This is a genomic window from Streptomyces cavernicola, from assembly GCF_029968035.1.
In the GTDB taxonomy this organism is placed as follows: domain Bacteria; phylum Actinomycetota; class Actinomycetes; order Streptomycetales; family Streptomycetaceae; genus Streptomyces; species Streptomyces cavernicola.
This window is the reverse complement of the sequence record NZ_JASCIQ010000024.1, coordinates 51,928-67,302: the sequence shown is the minus strand read 5'-3', so window position 1 is coordinate 67,302 and position 15,375 is coordinate 51,928. Positions and strand designations below refer to the sequence as shown.

Here is a 15,375-nt window from a genome sequence, read left to right as displayed (position 1 = left end):
TCCGCGTCCTGAACTGCGCCACATCAAACGTCCCCGCGACCGACAGCGTCAAAGACCAATTGCCGAGCGGATCGACTGCGATTGCCTATGAGTCGAGGTCATCGCCGCCGGTCTCCTCGACCGCGATCGGCGACCGCGCCTTGAAGCGGTCGAGCTGCCGCTTCTCCATCGCCGCCATCACCTGCCCCGCAGCCTCGATCCGGCTCAGCCCCGAAGCCGTTCGCCGGTCAAAGGAGCGGTTCCACGACGCCAGGTCGGCCTTGGTCTCCGCCAGGAACGCCGCGGCCGCGTTGGTGAGCCGCCCGGACCGGTGCACCATCCCGATCCGTCGCTGCAGCGGCGGATCGACCTCGCGTACGACCGCGCCCCGCTGATGGGCCTCCATGGCGACCCGGAGGGAGACGATCGCCGCGCCGGCGCCGGAGAGCACCATGGGCACCACCGCGCCCCGCTGCGGCACCTCGACGGCGATGTGCGGGGCCACCCCGTTCTCGCGCAGCATGCCCTCGATGTAGTCCCGGGTCGGGGTGTTCCGTTCCCCCATCACCAGCGGGATGCCGGCCATCGACCGGAGCGGGACGACCGGGGGCAGCTCGCCCTCGGTCCCGGGCGGCAGGAGCAGGAGGAACTGCTGGGTGACCAGGAACTCGTCGGTCAGCCCGTCGTGCGGTACCGGCAGCGTCGTCACGCCGAGCTCGCAGGCTCCGGACTTGACCAGCTCCAGGACGTCGGACACATGGTCGCGTTCGTCGACGCGCAGGGTGACGTTCGGGTTCTTGACCCGGAAGTGCGCCACCCAGACCGACAGCGGATCCGTCGAGATGTCCGAGAGGGACGCGATGTCGATCCGGCCCCGCTCCACGTCCCGTACCTCGTGCACGGCCTGGCGGGCGGAGCTGATGTCCCGCAGGATCTGCCGCGCCGGACCGACCAGGGCCTCACCGGCCGGAGCGAGGACCAGCCCCCGGCCGACCCGGTGGAACAGCTCGGTCCGCAGGTCCTTCTCCAGCTTCCTGACGGCCTGCGAAAGCGAGGGCTGGGCGACGCGCAGCGCGGCTGCCGCCCGGTTGACGCCGCCGTGCTCGACGACGGCGAGAAAGTACTCCAACTGACGGACGTCCATCCCCGAAATCTACGGGGTGCGCTGCCAGGTCCCGCCGAGCAGCCGGAGGCCGAACCCGGCGAGGCCGGGCCCGCGCACGCCGTTGCTGTCAGACGCGCCTGGCGTGCAGGTCGAGCAGGGCCCGCAGCCGGTCCACGTCCTCCGGCGAGCTCGCGCCGTGCTTGGGGATGACGTCCAGGCACATGATGTTCGGGTCCCGGCTGATCAGCACGAAGTGGCCCCGGGTCTCGCGCCAGCCGCCGACGAAGGTCCAGTTCTGCGTGAGGGCACTGTCGTCCGTACGGCAGTGGAGCCCCTCCGCCGAGACGGTGAGTCGGTACTCGCCCTGCCAGCCGACGAGCTTCTGCACATGCGCGGCCTGGATCCGCGGGTACCCCCACAGGAACAGCGCGACCAGCGCGACGAGCACCGTCGAGACGGGCTCCACCGAGCCCCGGTGCAGGGTGCCGAGCAGCCACTGCCCCACCCAGACCACCAGGAACAGGATCCGCCCCACGAACCCGGCCTTCTTGATCCGCTCCCGGACCCGGAGCCCGGCCAGGGTGTCGGCGGGCTGCGGCCGGTAGCGCAGCTCCACGGGCGCGGGCCCGGTGCTCACATCGGTGCTCTCAGGTCCGTCGGCGTTCTCGGGTCTGTCGGAATCCGCGGTGCCCGCACCGCTGAGGCTCTCTGCCATGTCCCCTCCCAGGTCTCCTCCCCGAGGTACGAATTCCCCGGGTACGAAGATCAGCGGAGCTTAGCGGAGGGGGTCGGGCCGGGCCCGCGTGACCTACGTCCTAACCCGTCGGCGGCCTGCCCTGGCACCCTGGTCGGGCCAGTGGGGGACACCTGCCGTACCACCGTGAGCGAGACAGCCATGACCGCGACCGCCACCACCGTCGAAGAAGCCCGCGCCCGGCTCCGCACCGGCGGCCCCAAGGACGACGGCCCGAAGATCCTGGAACACGTACTCGGCTGGACCCTGGTGGTCGTGCTCGCCATGTTCGTCACGCAGGCCGGACTGCTCTAGGGGGAGACACCCCCCAGCGGGAGACACCCCCCAGCGCCTGGTCCGCGCACGCCGGTGGGGCGAAGAGCACCAGGCCCTCCGCCCCGCCGACTCCCGCCGCGGGCCGGTTGCCGTCCAGGGCACCCGCGGCGCAGAAACCGGACACCGCCTAGTTGAGCGCCTTGATCAGCTCACCGTCGGCCGTGTCCCCGCTCAGCTCCCAGAAGAACGTGCCGCCGAGGCCTTCCTTGTTCTTGTAGGCCATCTTTCCGGCGAGCGTCTCCGGGGTGTCGTAGCTCCACCAGTTGTTGCCGCAGTGCGCGTATGCGGTGCCGCCGACCGTGCCGTTGGCCGGGCACTTCGTCTTCAACTCCTTGTAGTCGTCGATGCCCTGCTCGTACTTGCCGGGCGCGGGGCCGGTGGCGGTGCCGCCCGGCTCCTTCTGCGTGACGCCGGTCCAGCCGCGCCCGTAGAAGCCGACCCCGAGCAGCAGCTTCTCCGACGGGATGCCGAGCCCCTTGAGCTTCGCGATCGTCGCCTCGGAGTTCCAGGCGTCCTTCGGGATGCCCTCGTACTTGCTCAGCGGCGAGTGCGGAGCGGTCGGACCCTGCGCGTCCCAGGCCCCGAAGAAGTCGTACGTCATCGGGTTGTACCAGTCGACGTACTGCGCCGCGCCCGCGTAGTCGGCCGCGTCGATCTTGCCGCCGTCCGCGGCGTCGGCCGGGATCGCGGCGGTGACCAGTTGGTCCTTGAACTTGCCGCGCATCGCGGCCATCACGTTCCTGTACGCCTCGCGCCCGCTGGTGTCGCAGGTGAGGCCGCAGGCGTTGGGGTACTCCCAGTCGATGTCGATGCCGTCGAAGACGCCGGCCCACTTCGAGTTGTTGACCAGGTCGTAGCAGGACTGGGCGAACGCCTCCGGGTTCTTGGCCGCCTCGGTGAAGCCGCCGGACCAGGTCCAGCCGCCGAACGACCACAGCACCTTGAGGTTCGGGTGCTTCGCCTTCAGCTTCAGGAGCTGGTTGAAGTTGCCGCGCAGCGGCTGGTCCCAGGTGTCGGCCTTGCCGTCCACGGACTGCTCGGCGGTGTACGCCTTGTCCGTCGCGGCATAGGCGTCGCCCATCGTGCACTTGCCGCCCTGGACGTTGCCGAACGAGTAGTTGATGTGCGTGAGCTTGGCCGCGGAACCCGACGTGTCGATGTTCTTCACGTGGTAGTTGCGGTCGTACACGCCCCATTCGGTGAAGTAGCCGACGACCTTCGAACCGGCGGCGGTCTTCTCCTGGGCGGGGCTCGGAGCGGCGCCGGCCGCGCCCGCTCCGACGAGCAGGCCGCCGCCGAGTACGGCACAACAGGCCGAGGCGAGCAGCACCCGCGTACGGGTGCGGAGGCGGTGCGGTCTGAGCATGGTGTCTCCTCGTGGGGGAGGGAGGAACTGCTGTTGACCTTGCGCAGGGCGCGGGCCCCCGAGGGTCGGGACACGGCGCCGGGATTGACATGAACGCGGTAAGGCGTTCGCCGGAACAGTAGAGGACTAGACCAGTGCGGTCAATGGTTCGGACCAATCCGGGCGCGGGTTCGCAGGCCGGTTCGTGTACCTCTGCGAGGTCCGTTCATGGAGGCCGCGCACGCATTCACGAGAGAAGTGAAGTGAACGGTCGTGAACCTGGTGACGTGCGGCCATTCATCAGGCATACTCGCCCCATCGGCCGCCGGCGAGCCCCGTTTCGCGACCCGAATCACCGCCCGTGGCCGGGTAGTCAGACTCCTGCGGCACCCCACCCGATGCGACGCCGCAGCGCCCGACAGGGAGGAGAGCGACGACATGTCGGACCGTGCGCCGCACCAGCAGGTGGAGCGTCAGTTGCCCACGGAGGAGGCCCGCGACCTCCTCGCACTCGTCCGCGAGATCGCGCAGCGCGAGATCGCCCCGGCCGCAGCCGAGGGCGAGGAAGCGGGGCGGTTCCCGCGCGAAGTCTTCACCCTGCTCTCCGAGTCAGGCCTCCTCGGCCTGCCGTACGACTCGGAGTTCGGCGGCGGCGACCAGCCGTACGAGGTCTATCTCCAGGTCCTCGAAGAGCTCGCCGCGGCCCGGCTCACCGTCGGCCTCGGCGTCAGTGTGCACACGCTGGCCGCCCACGCCCTCGCCGGGTACGGGACGAAGGAGCAGCAGGCCGAGCACCTCCCGGCGATGCTCGGCGGCGGCCTCCTCGGGGGGTACTGCCTCTCCGAGCCCGCCGCCGGCTCCGACGCCGCCTCGCTGCGCACGAAGGCCGTACGGGACGGGGACGGCTGGGTGATCGACGGCAGCAAGGCCTGGATCACCCACGGCGGCATCGCCGACTTCTACACGGTCATGGCCCGCTCCGGCGGCGAAGGCCCCAAGGGGATCACGGCCTACCTGGTGCCGGGCGACGCCGAGGGGCTGTCCGCCGCCGCGCCAGAGCGGAAGATGGGCATGAAGGGCTCGCCCACCTCTCAGCTCCACTTCGACGGCGTGCGGGTCCCCGACGCCCGCCGGCTCGGCGAGGAGGGTCAGGGCTTCGCCATCGCCCTCTCCGCCCTCGACTCCGGCCGCCTCGGCATCGCCGCCTGCGCGATCGGCGTGGCCCAGGCCGCTTTGGACGAGGCCGCGGCGTACGCCAAGGACCGCCGCCAATTCGGCCACCCCATCGCCGACTTCCAGGGCCTGCGCTTCATGCTGGCCGACATGGCGACGCAGATAGAGGCCGGCCGCGCCCTCTACCTCTCGGCGGCCCGGCTGCGCGACGCGGGCCTGCCGTTCTCCCGACAGGCCGCCATGGCCAAGCTGTTCTGCACCGACACCGCGATGCGCGTCACCACGGACGCCGTCCAGGTGCTCGGGGGGTACGGCTACACGCAGGACTTCCCCGTCGAACGCCTCATGCGCGAAGCGAAGGTTCTGCAGATCGTCGAGGGCACCAACCAGATCCAACGCGTCGTGATCGCCCGCCACTTGGTGGGCCCGGAGTCGAAGTAGCGGCGACGCGCAGGCCGCGCCGGCCTACGGCGGGCGCGGCGCGGCTCGGCTCCCGGCGTGAGCCGAGCCCGCCTCGGGCCCTCGGCCCGCGTTCGGTGCGGGGCGCCGATCAGCCCTCCGCCCCCGCCGGCAGTGCTGCCCTGCCCTCGCCGCCGTGGTAGGCCTCCTGACCGCCGGTGGCCTGCTGCATCGGGTGTGCGCTGAACGGGGTCGTCGAGCCGAACTGTCCCGTACGTACGATCGGCGCCGCGAGCCGCACCCACTCCGCATCCCGGCGCCCCGGCAGCGTCAGACCCCGGCCCGCCCAGGACCGCATCATCGCCCGGTAGATCGGCGGATCCGACGGACGCAGACCCAGCTGGTCAGCGGCCTGCGGCGCTTGCTGAACCGATTCTCCGGGAGCGGGGACGTAAAGCGTGCGTCGGCGCCGGCCGATCGCTTCATGCAAGGCGGTCATGCCCGGCCAACGCCGCATATGCACCACCGGTCACCGTTCCAGGAATTCGGGCGTCAGTTCAGGCCCTGACCCCGGCACGACCCTGGCCCCCCACAGCGGATCTGACGTACCGTCATCTGCGCCGCCGGGGGCCGCACCCCTCCGTGCGACGCCCATCGCTGTGCGTCCAGGGAGGCGAGCCATGACCGACGACCGTCCCGTTCCGCTCGACGAGTACCCCGTGCACCAGGTCCCGCTGTCGATGAAGCACGTCGCCACCAGTGACCGGAACGCCTACGACCGCTGCATCTTCCACGTCTTCGACCACGAGGGCCGGGCCCTGCTCATCCTCGGCCTCGGCGTCTACCCCAACATCGGGGTGATCGACGCCTACGCCACCCTGCGCATCGGCGACACCCTGCACGCCGTACGCGCCTCGGACGCCCTCGGCGACGACCGGATGAACCTCGCCGTCGGCCCCCTCAGCCTCACCGTCGACCGCCCCCTCCAGCGCATCCGCCTGCAGTGCGCGGCCGAAGGGCCCGAATCCCTCGCGTGCGACATCGAGTGGAACGCGGACTTCCCGGCCGTCTGGGAGCCGCACCACACCCAGCGGCGCGGCGACCGGCTCACCCTGGAAGGGCGCCGATTCGTACAGGCCGGGCGGCCGAGCGGCACGATCCGGGTCGGTGGCGAGGAGATCGCCGTGACGCCGGGGGAGTGGACGGCGACCAGGGACCGGAGCTGGGGTGTGCGCCCGATCCCCGGCGAGGACGGTGGTCGCGCCGCCGAAGAGCACCGGACGGAGGGCTTCCACTGGATCTGGGCGCCGGTGGCCTTCGAGGACCGCTTCATGATGGTGATCGTTCAGGAGGACGCCGACGGGCACCGGTCCCTCAACGAGGCGCTGCTCGTGCGCAACGGCCGGCGCGACGTCCAACTCGGCTGGCCGCACACCGACATCACCTACCGCCCCGGCACCCGCCACCCCGAGCGCGCCGTGATCCACCTGACCGACCCGGCGCGTAAACCCCTCGAACTCGGCGTGCAGGTCCTGGCCTCCTCGCCGCTCGCGATCGGCGCCGGCTACCCGCCCGCCGACGACTGGCAGCACGGCACCTGGCGCGGCCGCGGCTGGACCGACCGCCGCAGCTACGACCTGTCCGACCCGTCCGCCCACCCGCTCGCCGCGTACGGGGTCACCGACCACGCCGCCCGCTTCACCCTCGACGGGCGGATCGGCCACGGCATCTTCGAGCACGGCAGCTTCGGCCGCCACGACCCCAGCGGCTTCACGGGCTTCGACTCGGTGGCCCCCTGAATTTTTTGTGTCTCACTGTGACATGAAAAATTCAGACCCCCGCAGCGCGCCCGCCAACATGCCCACCAGCGAAGGGAGTTCGCGATGGCCACGGCGCCCCGGCCCCGCACCACCACCCGAGACCCGGAACGGCTCGCCCGCCGCCTCACCGCCTGGCTGGACACCCGCCTGCCCGGCGCCAGGGCGACCGGCGTGTCCGTGCCCGAGTCCAACGGCATGTCGAGCGAGACCCTGCTCTTCGACCTAGACCACCCCCAACCACCCGTGCGCGCCTGCGCGTTGCGCCTCGCCGCAGACCCCGACGCGTACACGATCTTCCCGGTCTACGACATGCGGCGGCAGTACGACACCATGCGCCTGGTCGGCGAGCACACCGGCATACCGGTGCCGCGCGTGCTGTGGCTGGAGGAGGACCCCGAACCGCTCGGCGCGCCCTTCTTCGTCATGGAGCGCAAGGAGGGCCGCGTGCCACCGGACGTCATGCCCTACACGTACGAGGGCAACTGGCTGCACTCCGCGAGCGACGCCGAACGGGCCGGGCTCGAGGACGCGACGCTGAAGATCCTCGCGCGGCTGCACGACCGCTTCCCCGTCGAGCGGGCCCGGTTCCTTCAGCTGCCGGGCGAGGGCAGCCCGCTGCGGCGGCACGTGGCGGCCCAACGGGCGTACTACGCCTGGGTGGTGGACGGCCGGCCGCGCTCACCGCTGATCGAGCGCGCCTTCGACCGGCTCGCCGAACTGTGGCCGCAGGACGAGGGCGCACCCGTCCTCAACTGGGGCGACGCCCGCATCGGTAACGTCATCTACGACGGCTTCGCCCCGGCGGCCGTCCTCGACTGGGAGATGGCGGCGCTCGCCCCGCGCGAGGTCGACCTCGGCTGGACGGTCTATCTGCACCGCTTCTTCCAGGACCTGACCGTGTCCTTCGGCCAGCCCGGACTGCCGGAGTTCCTGCGCCGCGACCGCATCGAGGCCCGGTACGCACAACTCACCGGCCACACGCCGCGCGACATGGACTTCTACACGCTGTACGCGGCCCTGCGGCACGCCGTCGTCATGCTGCGTGTGGCGTACCGGCAGGTCCACTTCGGCGAGGCCGCCGTGCCCGATGACCCGGACCGGCTGATCCTGCACCACGACAGCCTGACGGCCATGGTGCAGGGCAGCTACTGGAGTTGAGCGAGCGTCAGCACTCAGGCGGCGCGGTGCAGCTGCGGGACCTTGATGGGCCGCGAGCCGGGGCCGCCGACGTGGGAGAAGGGCTGCGTGCGCCAGTCCAGCCCCTGAGGGAGCGTCAACAGCAGGGCGGTGTCCTGCTGTTGGACCTCCTCGCTCTCGTCGGCGGGGCGGGCGTCGGTGGCCGAGCGGCCGGTGCCGGAGCAGACCTGCAGCCCGAACGGGTTCCAGGGAGTGGGGCACTTGGCGTGCTCGGGCAGGACGTCCTCGTCCGCCAGGAGCGCGATGGGCTGAGCGCAGTCCGGGCAGATCACCCGGTACATCTCGAAGGTGTCGTACGCGTCGAACGTGTCCTCGGCTCCGTCGGCGCCGGGTTCGACGCCCTCCGATACGGGCTCGACGACAGGCTGCTGCCGGTTCCGGGCAGTGCGGCCAGGGCGCTTCACACTCTGCATGGGACTCTCCCCCTCGGGTGGGCCGGCCGGGCGCTGCGGCCTCGACCACAGCAAGCATTGCCCGTCTCGTCGTACGGGTAATCGCGTCCACTGTGCGGACCGTGCCCATAAACCTGTGGCGTTCGTCACACGCCTGTCGCGGGTGCGGATGTCCGGGGTGTGGAAACCGGTGTCCGCTGGGTGGTCCAGGCGACGGATCGACGTCCGACGGCGCCTCTCGTTCGTTGTCTCCCGGTCAGACGCCGTACAGGGGTGGGCAGTTGCGCACCTCGCGCCACCTTCGCGCGCCGTTCGCGCCGCCGGGTTCCGGGCGCTCCCGGCACGTCGACCATCCGCCCAGCGGACACCGGCTGTCCCGAGAGATCACCGCCCTGTAGGTTCAGGGCATGGAGGACCTCGACCGTCAGATCGTGCAGCTGCTCGTCAAGGACGGGCGGATGAGCTACACCGACCTCGGCAAGGCCACAGGCCTGTCCACGTCGGCGGTGCACCAGCGCGTGCGCCGGCTCGAACAGCGCGGCGTCATCCGTGGGTACGCGGCCGTCGTCGACCCGGAGGAGGTCGGCCTGCCGCTGACGGCGTTCATCTCGGTCAAGCCCTTCGACCCCAGCGCCCCCGACGACATCGCGGACCGCCTCGCCGGCGTACCGGAGATCGAGGCCTGCCACAGCGTCGCGGGCGACGAGAACTACATCCTCAAGGTGCGCGTCGCCACGCCGCTGGAGCTGGAGGACCTGCTCAGCCGCGTCCGCTCCCTCGCCGGAGTCTCCACCCGCACAACGGTGGTCCTCTCCACCCCGTACGAGGCCCGCCCACCGCGCATCTGAGGGGGCGGCGGAGCCGTACCCCAGGGGCGCGGGGCTGTGACATCGGCGGCTGCGCCGCGTGGGCGCGACCAACCACAGCGGACCGGCAGTAGAGACACGACCCGGGGGTCCGTGGGCGAAGCCCCGGAGTCTGTCCGCGGGACATCGACCCGCACCCCCCCTGCAATCGCCCCCGCGAGGCAAGCGCGAGACTGGACCCCATGAGTGAGCGCACCACCCCCTCCACGGCCGCCGACGACGACGGCCACCGCACCGTGCTGCTGCGCGGCGGCGACATCCACAGCCCCGCCGACCCCTTCGCCACCGCGATGGTCGTCGAGCGCGGCCACATCGCCTGGGTCGGCTCCGAAGGCGCCGCGGACGCCTTCGCGAGCGGCGTCGAAGAAGTCGTCGACCTCGAAGGCGCCCTGGTCACCCCGGCGTTCACCGACGCCCACGTGCACACCACCGCGACCGGCCTCGCCCTGACCGGACTCGACCTCTCCGGCGCCCGCGGCCTCGACGAGGCCCTCGCCCTCGTCCGCGCCCACGCCGCCGCCCACCCCGACGACCCGGTCCTGCTCGGGCACGGCTGGGACGCGGCGCGCTGGTCCGAGCGCCGCCCGCCGTCGCGCGCCGAGCTCGACGAGGCCGCCGGCGGCCGCCCGCTGTACCTCTCCCGGATCGACGTCCACTCCGCCGTCGTCAGCACCGCGCTCCTCGACCTCGTCCCCGGCATCACCGAACGCCCCGGATACGAGCCCGACGCCCCGCTCACCAAGGACGCCCACCACGCGGTGCGCGCCGCCGCCCAGGCCGCGCTCGGCGAGGAACAGCGCACCGAGGCCCAGCGTGCCGCGCGCCGGCACGCGGCGTCGCTCGGCATCGGCTCCCTGCACGAGTGCGCGGGCCCCACCATCTCCTCCGAGTCCGACTTCATCGGCCTCCTCGGCCTCGCCGCGAGCGAGCCCGGCCCGCGGGTCTTCGGCTACTGGGCCGAGCAGGTCGCCTCGCCCGCCGACGCCGACCGCATCCGTGCCCTCGGCGCTATCGGAGCGGCCGGCGACCTCTTCGTCGACGGCGCTCTCGGCTCGCACACCGCCTGCCTGCACGAGCCCTACGCCGACGCCCCGCACACCGGCGCCGCCTACCTCGACGCCGCTGCCGTCGCCGCCCATGTCACGGCCTGCACCGAGGGGGGCATCCAGGCCGGCTTCCACGCCATCGGTGACGCCGCCCTCACCGCGGTCGTCGAGGGCATGCGCGCCGCGGCCGACAAGCTCGGCATCGAACGCATCAGGGCCGCCCGGCACCGCGTCGAGCACGCCGAGATGCTCACCCCCGAAACCGTCGCAGCCTTCGCCGAGTTCGGGCTCACCGCCTCCGTGCAGCCCGGCTTCGACGCGCTGTGGGGCGGTGAGGACGGCATGTACGCCGACCGCCTCGGCGTCGACCGCGCCCGCACCCTCAACCCGTATGCGGCGCTGCTGCGTTCGGGCGTGCCGCTCGCCTTCGGCTCCGATGCCCCGGTCACCCCGCTCGACCCCTGGGGCACCGTGCGCGCCGCCGCCTTCCACCGCACCCTGGAGCACCGGGTCTCCGTACGGGCCGCCTTCACCGCTCACACGCGCGGCGGCTGGCGGGCCATGGGCCGGGACGACGCGGGCGTCCTCGTGCCCGGAGCGCCCGCGGACTACGCGGTGTGGCGCGCCGACGAGCTGGTCGTCCAGGCCCCCGACGACCGCGTCGCCCGCTGGTCCACCGACCCCCGCTCCGGCACGCCGGGACTGCCCGACCTGAGCCCCGGCGCCGAACTCCCGTTCTGCCTGCGGACGGTGGTCGGCGGGCGGACCGTGTTCGTACGGCCGGGTGGGTGATGTGCCGGGTCGCAAGGGTGTGGGACGGGGCCGCCGGACGGTCGTGCGACCTGCGTATCCTCCGTGCTGAGCAGGGGACTTGAGCGAACGCGGCAGGTCGGACGGCTATTGACAGACGGCGGACCGAGGCGGGTAGGTTCGGCCGGGTCCACCACAGGACGTCCGACCGGGACACCTCCACGCAGTCGTCGACGCCGCTGGGCCATGGGGTGGTGTACCGCACCGGAACACCACCACTGGGAGCCAGGTCCAGCAGCCGCGCCTCGGGGGCGCAGGCAGGTCCAGCCCGGTCGGCAGGTGTGACCCGGGTGGGGCCCGGACGCTCAGTAGACAACGGCTTTCGGTCGACCCGCAGCCAGCGGGTCCCAGGTCGGCCCGAAGGGCGCCGGGCCCCGATCCGCTGCCGCAGCGGCGGCTCTCCGCCGACACCTTCCCCCTGCACCTACGGCTCAGTAAGGTCCGCCCACTATGGTGGAGGATCTGCGTACGGACTTAAGGGGCAGCAGTGAAGGACGGCGGTCAGCGGCAGTACGGCCCGCTCGGCACAGCGTTGGTGATCATCCCGACGTTCAACGAGGCCGAGAACATCAAGCCGATCGTGAGCCGGGTACGAGCCGCCGTGCCCGAGGCGCACGTCCTTGTCGCCGACGACAACAGCCCTGACGGCACCGGGAAGTTCGCCGACGAGCTGGCCGCCACCGACGACCAGGTCCATGTGCTGCACCGCAAGGGCAAGGAAGGCCTCGGCGCCGCGTACCTCGCCGGCTTCCGCTGGGGCATCGACAACGGCTACGGCGTGCTGGTCGAGATGGACGCCGACGGCTCGCACAAGCCCGAGGAGCTGCCCCGGCTGCTCACCGCGCTCAAGGGCGCGGACCTGGTGCTCGGTTCGCGCTGGGTGCCGGGCGGACGCATCGTCAACTGGCCCAAGTCCCGCGAGTTCATCTCCCGCGGCGGCAGCCTCTACTCCCGCCTCCTCCTGGACGTCCCGCTGCGCGACGTCACCGGCGGCTACCGCGCCTTCCGCAAGGAGACCCTGGAGGGGCTCGGCCTCGACGAGGTCGCCTCGCAGGGCTACTGCTTCCAGATCGACCTGGCCCGCCGCGCCCTCAAGGCCGGCTACCACGTCATCGAGGTGCCCATCACCTTCGTGGAGCGCGAGTACGGCGACTCCAAGATGAGCCGCGACATCGCGCTCGAGGCCCTGTGGCGGGTCGCGGCGTGGGGCGTGGAGGAGCGGGCGGGCAGGATCGGCCGCGTCCTCGGCCGCAAACGCTGAACCCTCCCGCGTCCTCGGCCGCAAACGCTGAACCCTCCCGCGTCCTCGGCCGCAAACGCTGAACCCTCGCACGCAGACGCATCAAGGGGCGCCGATCTTCGGCGCCCCCGCTTATGTGCCCCGCACACGGCATTCGGCACACTGGGACTATGACGACCGGCACTCCGTCTCCGCCCTTCCGCCCGGCCTCACGCTCCAAGCTGCGCAGGTACGTGCCCCTCGGCATCGCCGCATGGATGGTGCTGGAGATCTGGCTGCTCACCCAGGTGGCCTCCGCCTGGGGTGGGTTCACCGTGTTCCTGCTGCTGACGGCCGGGCTCGTGCTCGGCGGCGTGGTCATCAAGCGCGCCGGGCGCCGGGCCTTCAAGGGCTGGACCGAACAGCTCCAGCAGGTTCAGCGAGGCGAGATGCCCGAGCGCAGCGAACGCGCGGGCGGCAACGCCCTGACGATGATCGCCGGTCTGCTCCTGATGCTGCCCGGCCTCGTGTCGGACGGCTTGGGGCTGCTGCTTCTGCTGCCGCCGGTGCGCGGTCTGCTGACCAAGCGCGTCGAGCGCAGCATGGAGCGCCGGATCCGGAAGGCGGGCCCGGGGACGTTCGAGAACGCCTTCCAGCAGGCCCGTATCCACCGCCCCGACGGCAAGGTCGTCCAGGGCGAGGTCATCCGCGACGACGCCCCCTCGGCCCCCGAGGAGCCGCGCGACCAGGGCCCCCGCCCGCCGCTCACCGGCTGAGCGCGCGCCCGGCGACTCGTACGCGTACGCCCCGAATTCTCGTACGCGTACGAGTCGAATCCGGGTACGACAAAGAGCCGTGGGTGCGCGCACATCGCTGTGCTCGCGCCCACGGCTCTTTGCGATAGTCGCTTACGTACGCAGGGTTACGCGGACTTGCGGCTGTCGCGCGGATGCACCGCGATGTTCATGGCACCGGAGCGCAGGACGGCCAGGCGCTCGGCCAGGACCTCCTCCAGCTCCTCGCGGGTGCGCCGCTCCATGAGCATGTCCCAATGCGTACGCGCGGGCTTGCCCTTCTTCTCTTCGGGGCCGTCGCCGTCAACGAGGAGTGCCTGGGCCCCACAGACCTTGCACTCCCACTCCGGCGGAATTTCCGCCTCCACCGAGAACGGCATCTCAAAGCGATGGCCGTTGTCGCATGCGTACTCCACGGCCTGGCGCGGGGCCAGGTCGATGCCGCGGTCCGTCTCGTAGCTGGTCACCACGAGGCGCGTGCCGCGAAGAGCTCGCTCACTCATGAATCGTGCCTCCCGGGCTTGTCGCCCACAGGACAGGTGTCGCTGTCGTCGTCATCCGGTCAACGTCCGGTCGGCGGTAAAGATTCCCGTTCCGGGTCATGCGTCGCCGTCGTAGCCGCCCCTTGTTGTACCCACCAGCGTCCGGTTTGTCACATCTGCAACCAGATGTCACCCAGCGTTGTTGCTTCTTTACCGCGCAGGAACGGTCCGTCCGGCAGGCCAAAGGCGTACACTACCGGCCTTTGCCCTCCGGGGCTAAATCCGGTCCGGTACGGGGTTGCCCGCGGCGGCCACCGCGCGCCGCACCGGGACCCGTGCGAGCAGCAGGAAGCCCAGCGCGAAGAAGGCCACGAGGGAGACGATCGCGTCCCGGTAGCTGCCCGTCAGCTGGTAGGTGAGCCCGAAGACCAGCGGCCCGAGCCAGCTCATCCCGCGGTCGCTCATCTCGTACGCGGAGAAGTACTCGGCCTCCTTGCCGCGCGGCACCAGGTGCGAGAAGAGCGAGCGGGACAGGGCCTGGGTGCCGCCGAGGACCAGGCCGATGCCGGCGGCGAGGGCGAAGAACCAGGCGGGCGCGCCGGCGGGCAGGAAGTACCCGGCGCCGATCGTCAGCGTCCAGGCCACGAGGGAGCCGAGGATCGTCCGCTTGGCGCCGTAGGTCCGCGCGAGGCGGCCCATGCCGAGGGCGCCGGCCACGGCGAGCAGCTGGACCAGGAGCACGGCGACGATGAGTGTGGTCTGGTCCAGGCCCAGCTCCTTGGAGCCGTAGATCGAGGCCTGCGAGATCACCGTCTGGACGCCGTCGTTGTAGACCAGGTAGGCGAGCAGGAAGGCGAGGGTGAGCGGGTGGCGGCGCATGTCGCGCAGGGTCGCGATCAACTGCCGCCAGCCGCCGAGCCCTTCGGCCGGGCCTGTCTGCGCGACGGTCCCGCGGTCCCGCAGCCGGCGCAGCGGCACCAGCGTGAACGCGCCCCACCACACCCCGGCCGAGGCGAGGCAGATGCGTACGGCTGTCGCCTCGTCCAGGCCGAAGGAGTCGTGCGCGCTGTAGAGGACGAGGTCCAGGATCAGGACGAGCGCGCCCGAGGCGTAGCCGAAGGCCCAGCCTCGGGAGGAGACGGCGTCGCGCTCGTCGGGCTCGGCGATCTGCGGGAGGTACGCGTTGTAGAGCGCCATGGAGACGCCGAGCGAGGCGTTCGCGACGACCAGGAGCAGGCCGCCGAGCAGATAGCGGTCGCCGTCGAGGAAGAACATCCCGGCGGTCGCCCCCGCGCCGACGTACGCGGAGACCGCGAGCAGGGGCTTCTTGCGGCCGCTGCGGTCCGCGGCCGCGCCCGCGAGCGGCATCACGAGCACGGCCACGATGATCGACAGGGAGACCGCGTACGCGAAGAACGAGCCGGCCCTGACCGGGATGCCGAGCGGGTGCACAAACCCGTCGGGGTCCGCGGCCGACTCGGCGACCGAGGTCAGATAGGGGCCGAGGAACACGGTCAGGACGCTCGTCGAGTAGACCGAGACCGCCCAGTCGTAGAAGTACCAGCCGCGTTGCTCGCGTCGCCGCTCGGCCTTGTCGCCCGTTTCCGCAGAACGCACGGTGTCCCCGCCCACCACAGTCCCCTCGCCGTCCCCGTAGACCGTCGAGCGCCGCGGGTCCT

General features: G+C 71.6%; 15 protein-coding genes. 8 read left to right on the top strand and 7 right to left on the bottom strand.

The window, feature by feature from the left end; genetic code table 11:
* Nucleotides 1–85 precede the first annotated feature (85 nt).
* Together QIS96_RS22505 and QIS96_RS22500 are read right to left on the bottom strand one after the other, a co-directional pair.
* Nucleotides 86–1,123: a LysR family transcriptional regulator gene (locus QIS96_RS22505; protein WP_282544500.1), complete on the bottom strand. Its 1,038-nt coding sequence runs from the start codon at nt 1,121–1,123 to the stop codon at nt 86–88.
* An 88-nt stretch (nt 1,124–1,211) separates the two neighbouring features.
* The gene (locus QIS96_RS22500) at nt 1,212–1,799 is read right to left on the bottom strand and encodes a YcxB family protein (RefSeq protein ID WP_282544499.1); all 588 of its coding nucleotides are present in this window, start codon (nt 1,797–1,799) and stop codon (nt 1,212–1,214) included.
* Between the two features lie 165 nt (nt 1,800–1,964).
* Here QIS96_RS22500 and QIS96_RS22495 point away from each other — a divergent pair, with 165 nt between their 5' ends.
* Nucleotides 1,965–2,132: an SCO1431 family membrane protein gene (locus QIS96_RS22495; protein WP_408907237.1), complete on the top strand. Its 168-nt coding sequence runs from the start codon at nt 1,965–1,967 to the stop codon at nt 2,130–2,132.
* A gap of 148 nt (nt 2,133–2,280) precedes the next feature.
* Here QIS96_RS22495 and QIS96_RS22490 read toward each other — a convergent pair whose 3' ends face one another.
* Nucleotides 2,281–3,519, bottom strand: a complete 1,239-nt coding sequence (locus tag QIS96_RS22490) for a glycoside hydrolase family 18 protein (RefSeq protein WP_282544498.1) — start codon at nt 3,517–3,519, stop codon at nt 2,281–2,283.
* Nucleotides 3,520–3,936: 417 nt separating this feature from the next.
* Here QIS96_RS22490 and QIS96_RS22485 point away from each other — a divergent pair, with 417 nt between their 5' ends.
* Complete coding sequence (locus tag QIS96_RS22485; protein ID WP_282544497.1) at nt 3,937–5,112, top strand: acyl-CoA dehydrogenase family protein; 1,176 nt, start codon at nt 3,937–3,939, stop codon at nt 5,110–5,112.
* Nucleotides 5,113–5,221: 109 nt separating this feature from the next.
* Here the strand turns inward: QIS96_RS22485 and QIS96_RS37750 are convergent, their stop codons facing one another.
* Nucleotides 5,222–5,431, bottom strand: coding sequence for a hypothetical protein (locus QIS96_RS37750; RefSeq protein ID WP_349017408.1), 210 nt, complete (start codon nt 5,429–5,431; stop codon nt 5,222–5,224).
* 319 nt (nt 5,432–5,750) lie between these two features.
* On the opposite strand from QIS96_RS37750, the gene QIS96_RS22475 reads away from it, so the two are divergent.
* Together QIS96_RS22475 and QIS96_RS22470 are read left to right on the top strand one after the other, a co-directional pair.
* Nucleotides 5,751–6,869, top strand: coding sequence for a hypothetical protein (locus QIS96_RS22475; protein ID WP_282544495.1), 1,119 nt, complete (start codon nt 5,751–5,753; stop codon nt 6,867–6,869).
* A gap of 84 nt (nt 6,870–6,953) precedes the next feature.
* Nucleotides 6,954–8,048, top strand: coding sequence for a phosphotransferase family protein (locus tag QIS96_RS22470; RefSeq protein ID WP_282544494.1), 1,095 nt, complete (start codon nt 6,954–6,956; stop codon nt 8,046–8,048).
* 14 nt (nt 8,049–8,062) lie between these two features.
* Here QIS96_RS22470 and QIS96_RS22465 read toward each other — a convergent pair whose 3' ends face one another.
* On the bottom strand, nt 8,063–8,500 hold the full coding sequence (locus QIS96_RS22465) for a hypothetical protein (protein WP_282544493.1): 438 nt from the start codon (nt 8,498–8,500) through the stop codon (nt 8,063–8,065).
* Between the two features lie 386 nt (nt 8,501–8,886).
* On the opposite strand from QIS96_RS22465, the gene QIS96_RS22460 reads away from it, so the two are divergent.
* From QIS96_RS22460 to fxsA, 4 genes are all read left to right on the top strand, one after another.
* Nucleotides 8,887–9,327 carry an Lrp/AsnC family transcriptional regulator gene (locus tag QIS96_RS22460; RefSeq protein ID WP_282544492.1) on the top strand — a complete coding sequence of 147 codons (441 nt, stop codon included), beginning with the start codon at nt 8,887–8,889 and terminating at the stop codon, nt 9,325–9,327.
* A gap of 200 nt (nt 9,328–9,527) precedes the next feature.
* Nucleotides 9,528–11,183 (top strand): amidohydrolase, encoded by a 1,656-nt coding sequence (locus QIS96_RS22455; protein WP_282544491.1) that lies wholly within the window; start codon nt 9,528–9,530, stop codon nt 11,181–11,183.
* Nucleotides 11,184–11,688: 505 nt separating this feature from the next.
* Nucleotides 11,689–12,462: a polyprenol monophosphomannose synthase gene (locus QIS96_RS22450; protein ID WP_282544490.1), complete on the top strand. Its 774-nt coding sequence runs from the start codon at nt 11,689–11,691 to the stop codon at nt 12,460–12,462.
* Nucleotides 12,463–12,611: 149 nt separating this feature from the next.
* Nucleotides 12,612–13,196: an FxsA family membrane protein gene (gene fxsA, locus QIS96_RS22445; protein WP_282544489.1), complete on the top strand. Its 585-nt coding sequence runs from the start codon at nt 12,612–12,614 to the stop codon at nt 13,194–13,196.
* A 146-nt stretch (nt 13,197–13,342) separates the two neighbouring features.
* Here the strand turns inward: fxsA and QIS96_RS22440 are convergent, their stop codons facing one another.
* On the bottom strand, nt 13,343–13,717 hold the full coding sequence (locus QIS96_RS22440; protein ID WP_161698311.1) for an RNA polymerase-binding protein RbpA: 375 nt from the start codon (nt 13,715–13,717) through the stop codon (nt 13,343–13,345).
* Nucleotides 13,718–13,972: 255 nt separating this feature from the next.
* Nucleotides 13,973–15,328 carry an MFS transporter gene (locus QIS96_RS22435; RefSeq protein ID WP_282544558.1) on the bottom strand — a complete coding sequence of 452 codons (1,356 nt, stop codon included), beginning with the start codon at nt 15,326–15,328 and terminating at the stop codon, nt 13,973–13,975.
* Nucleotides 15,329–15,375 lie beyond the last annotated feature (47 nt).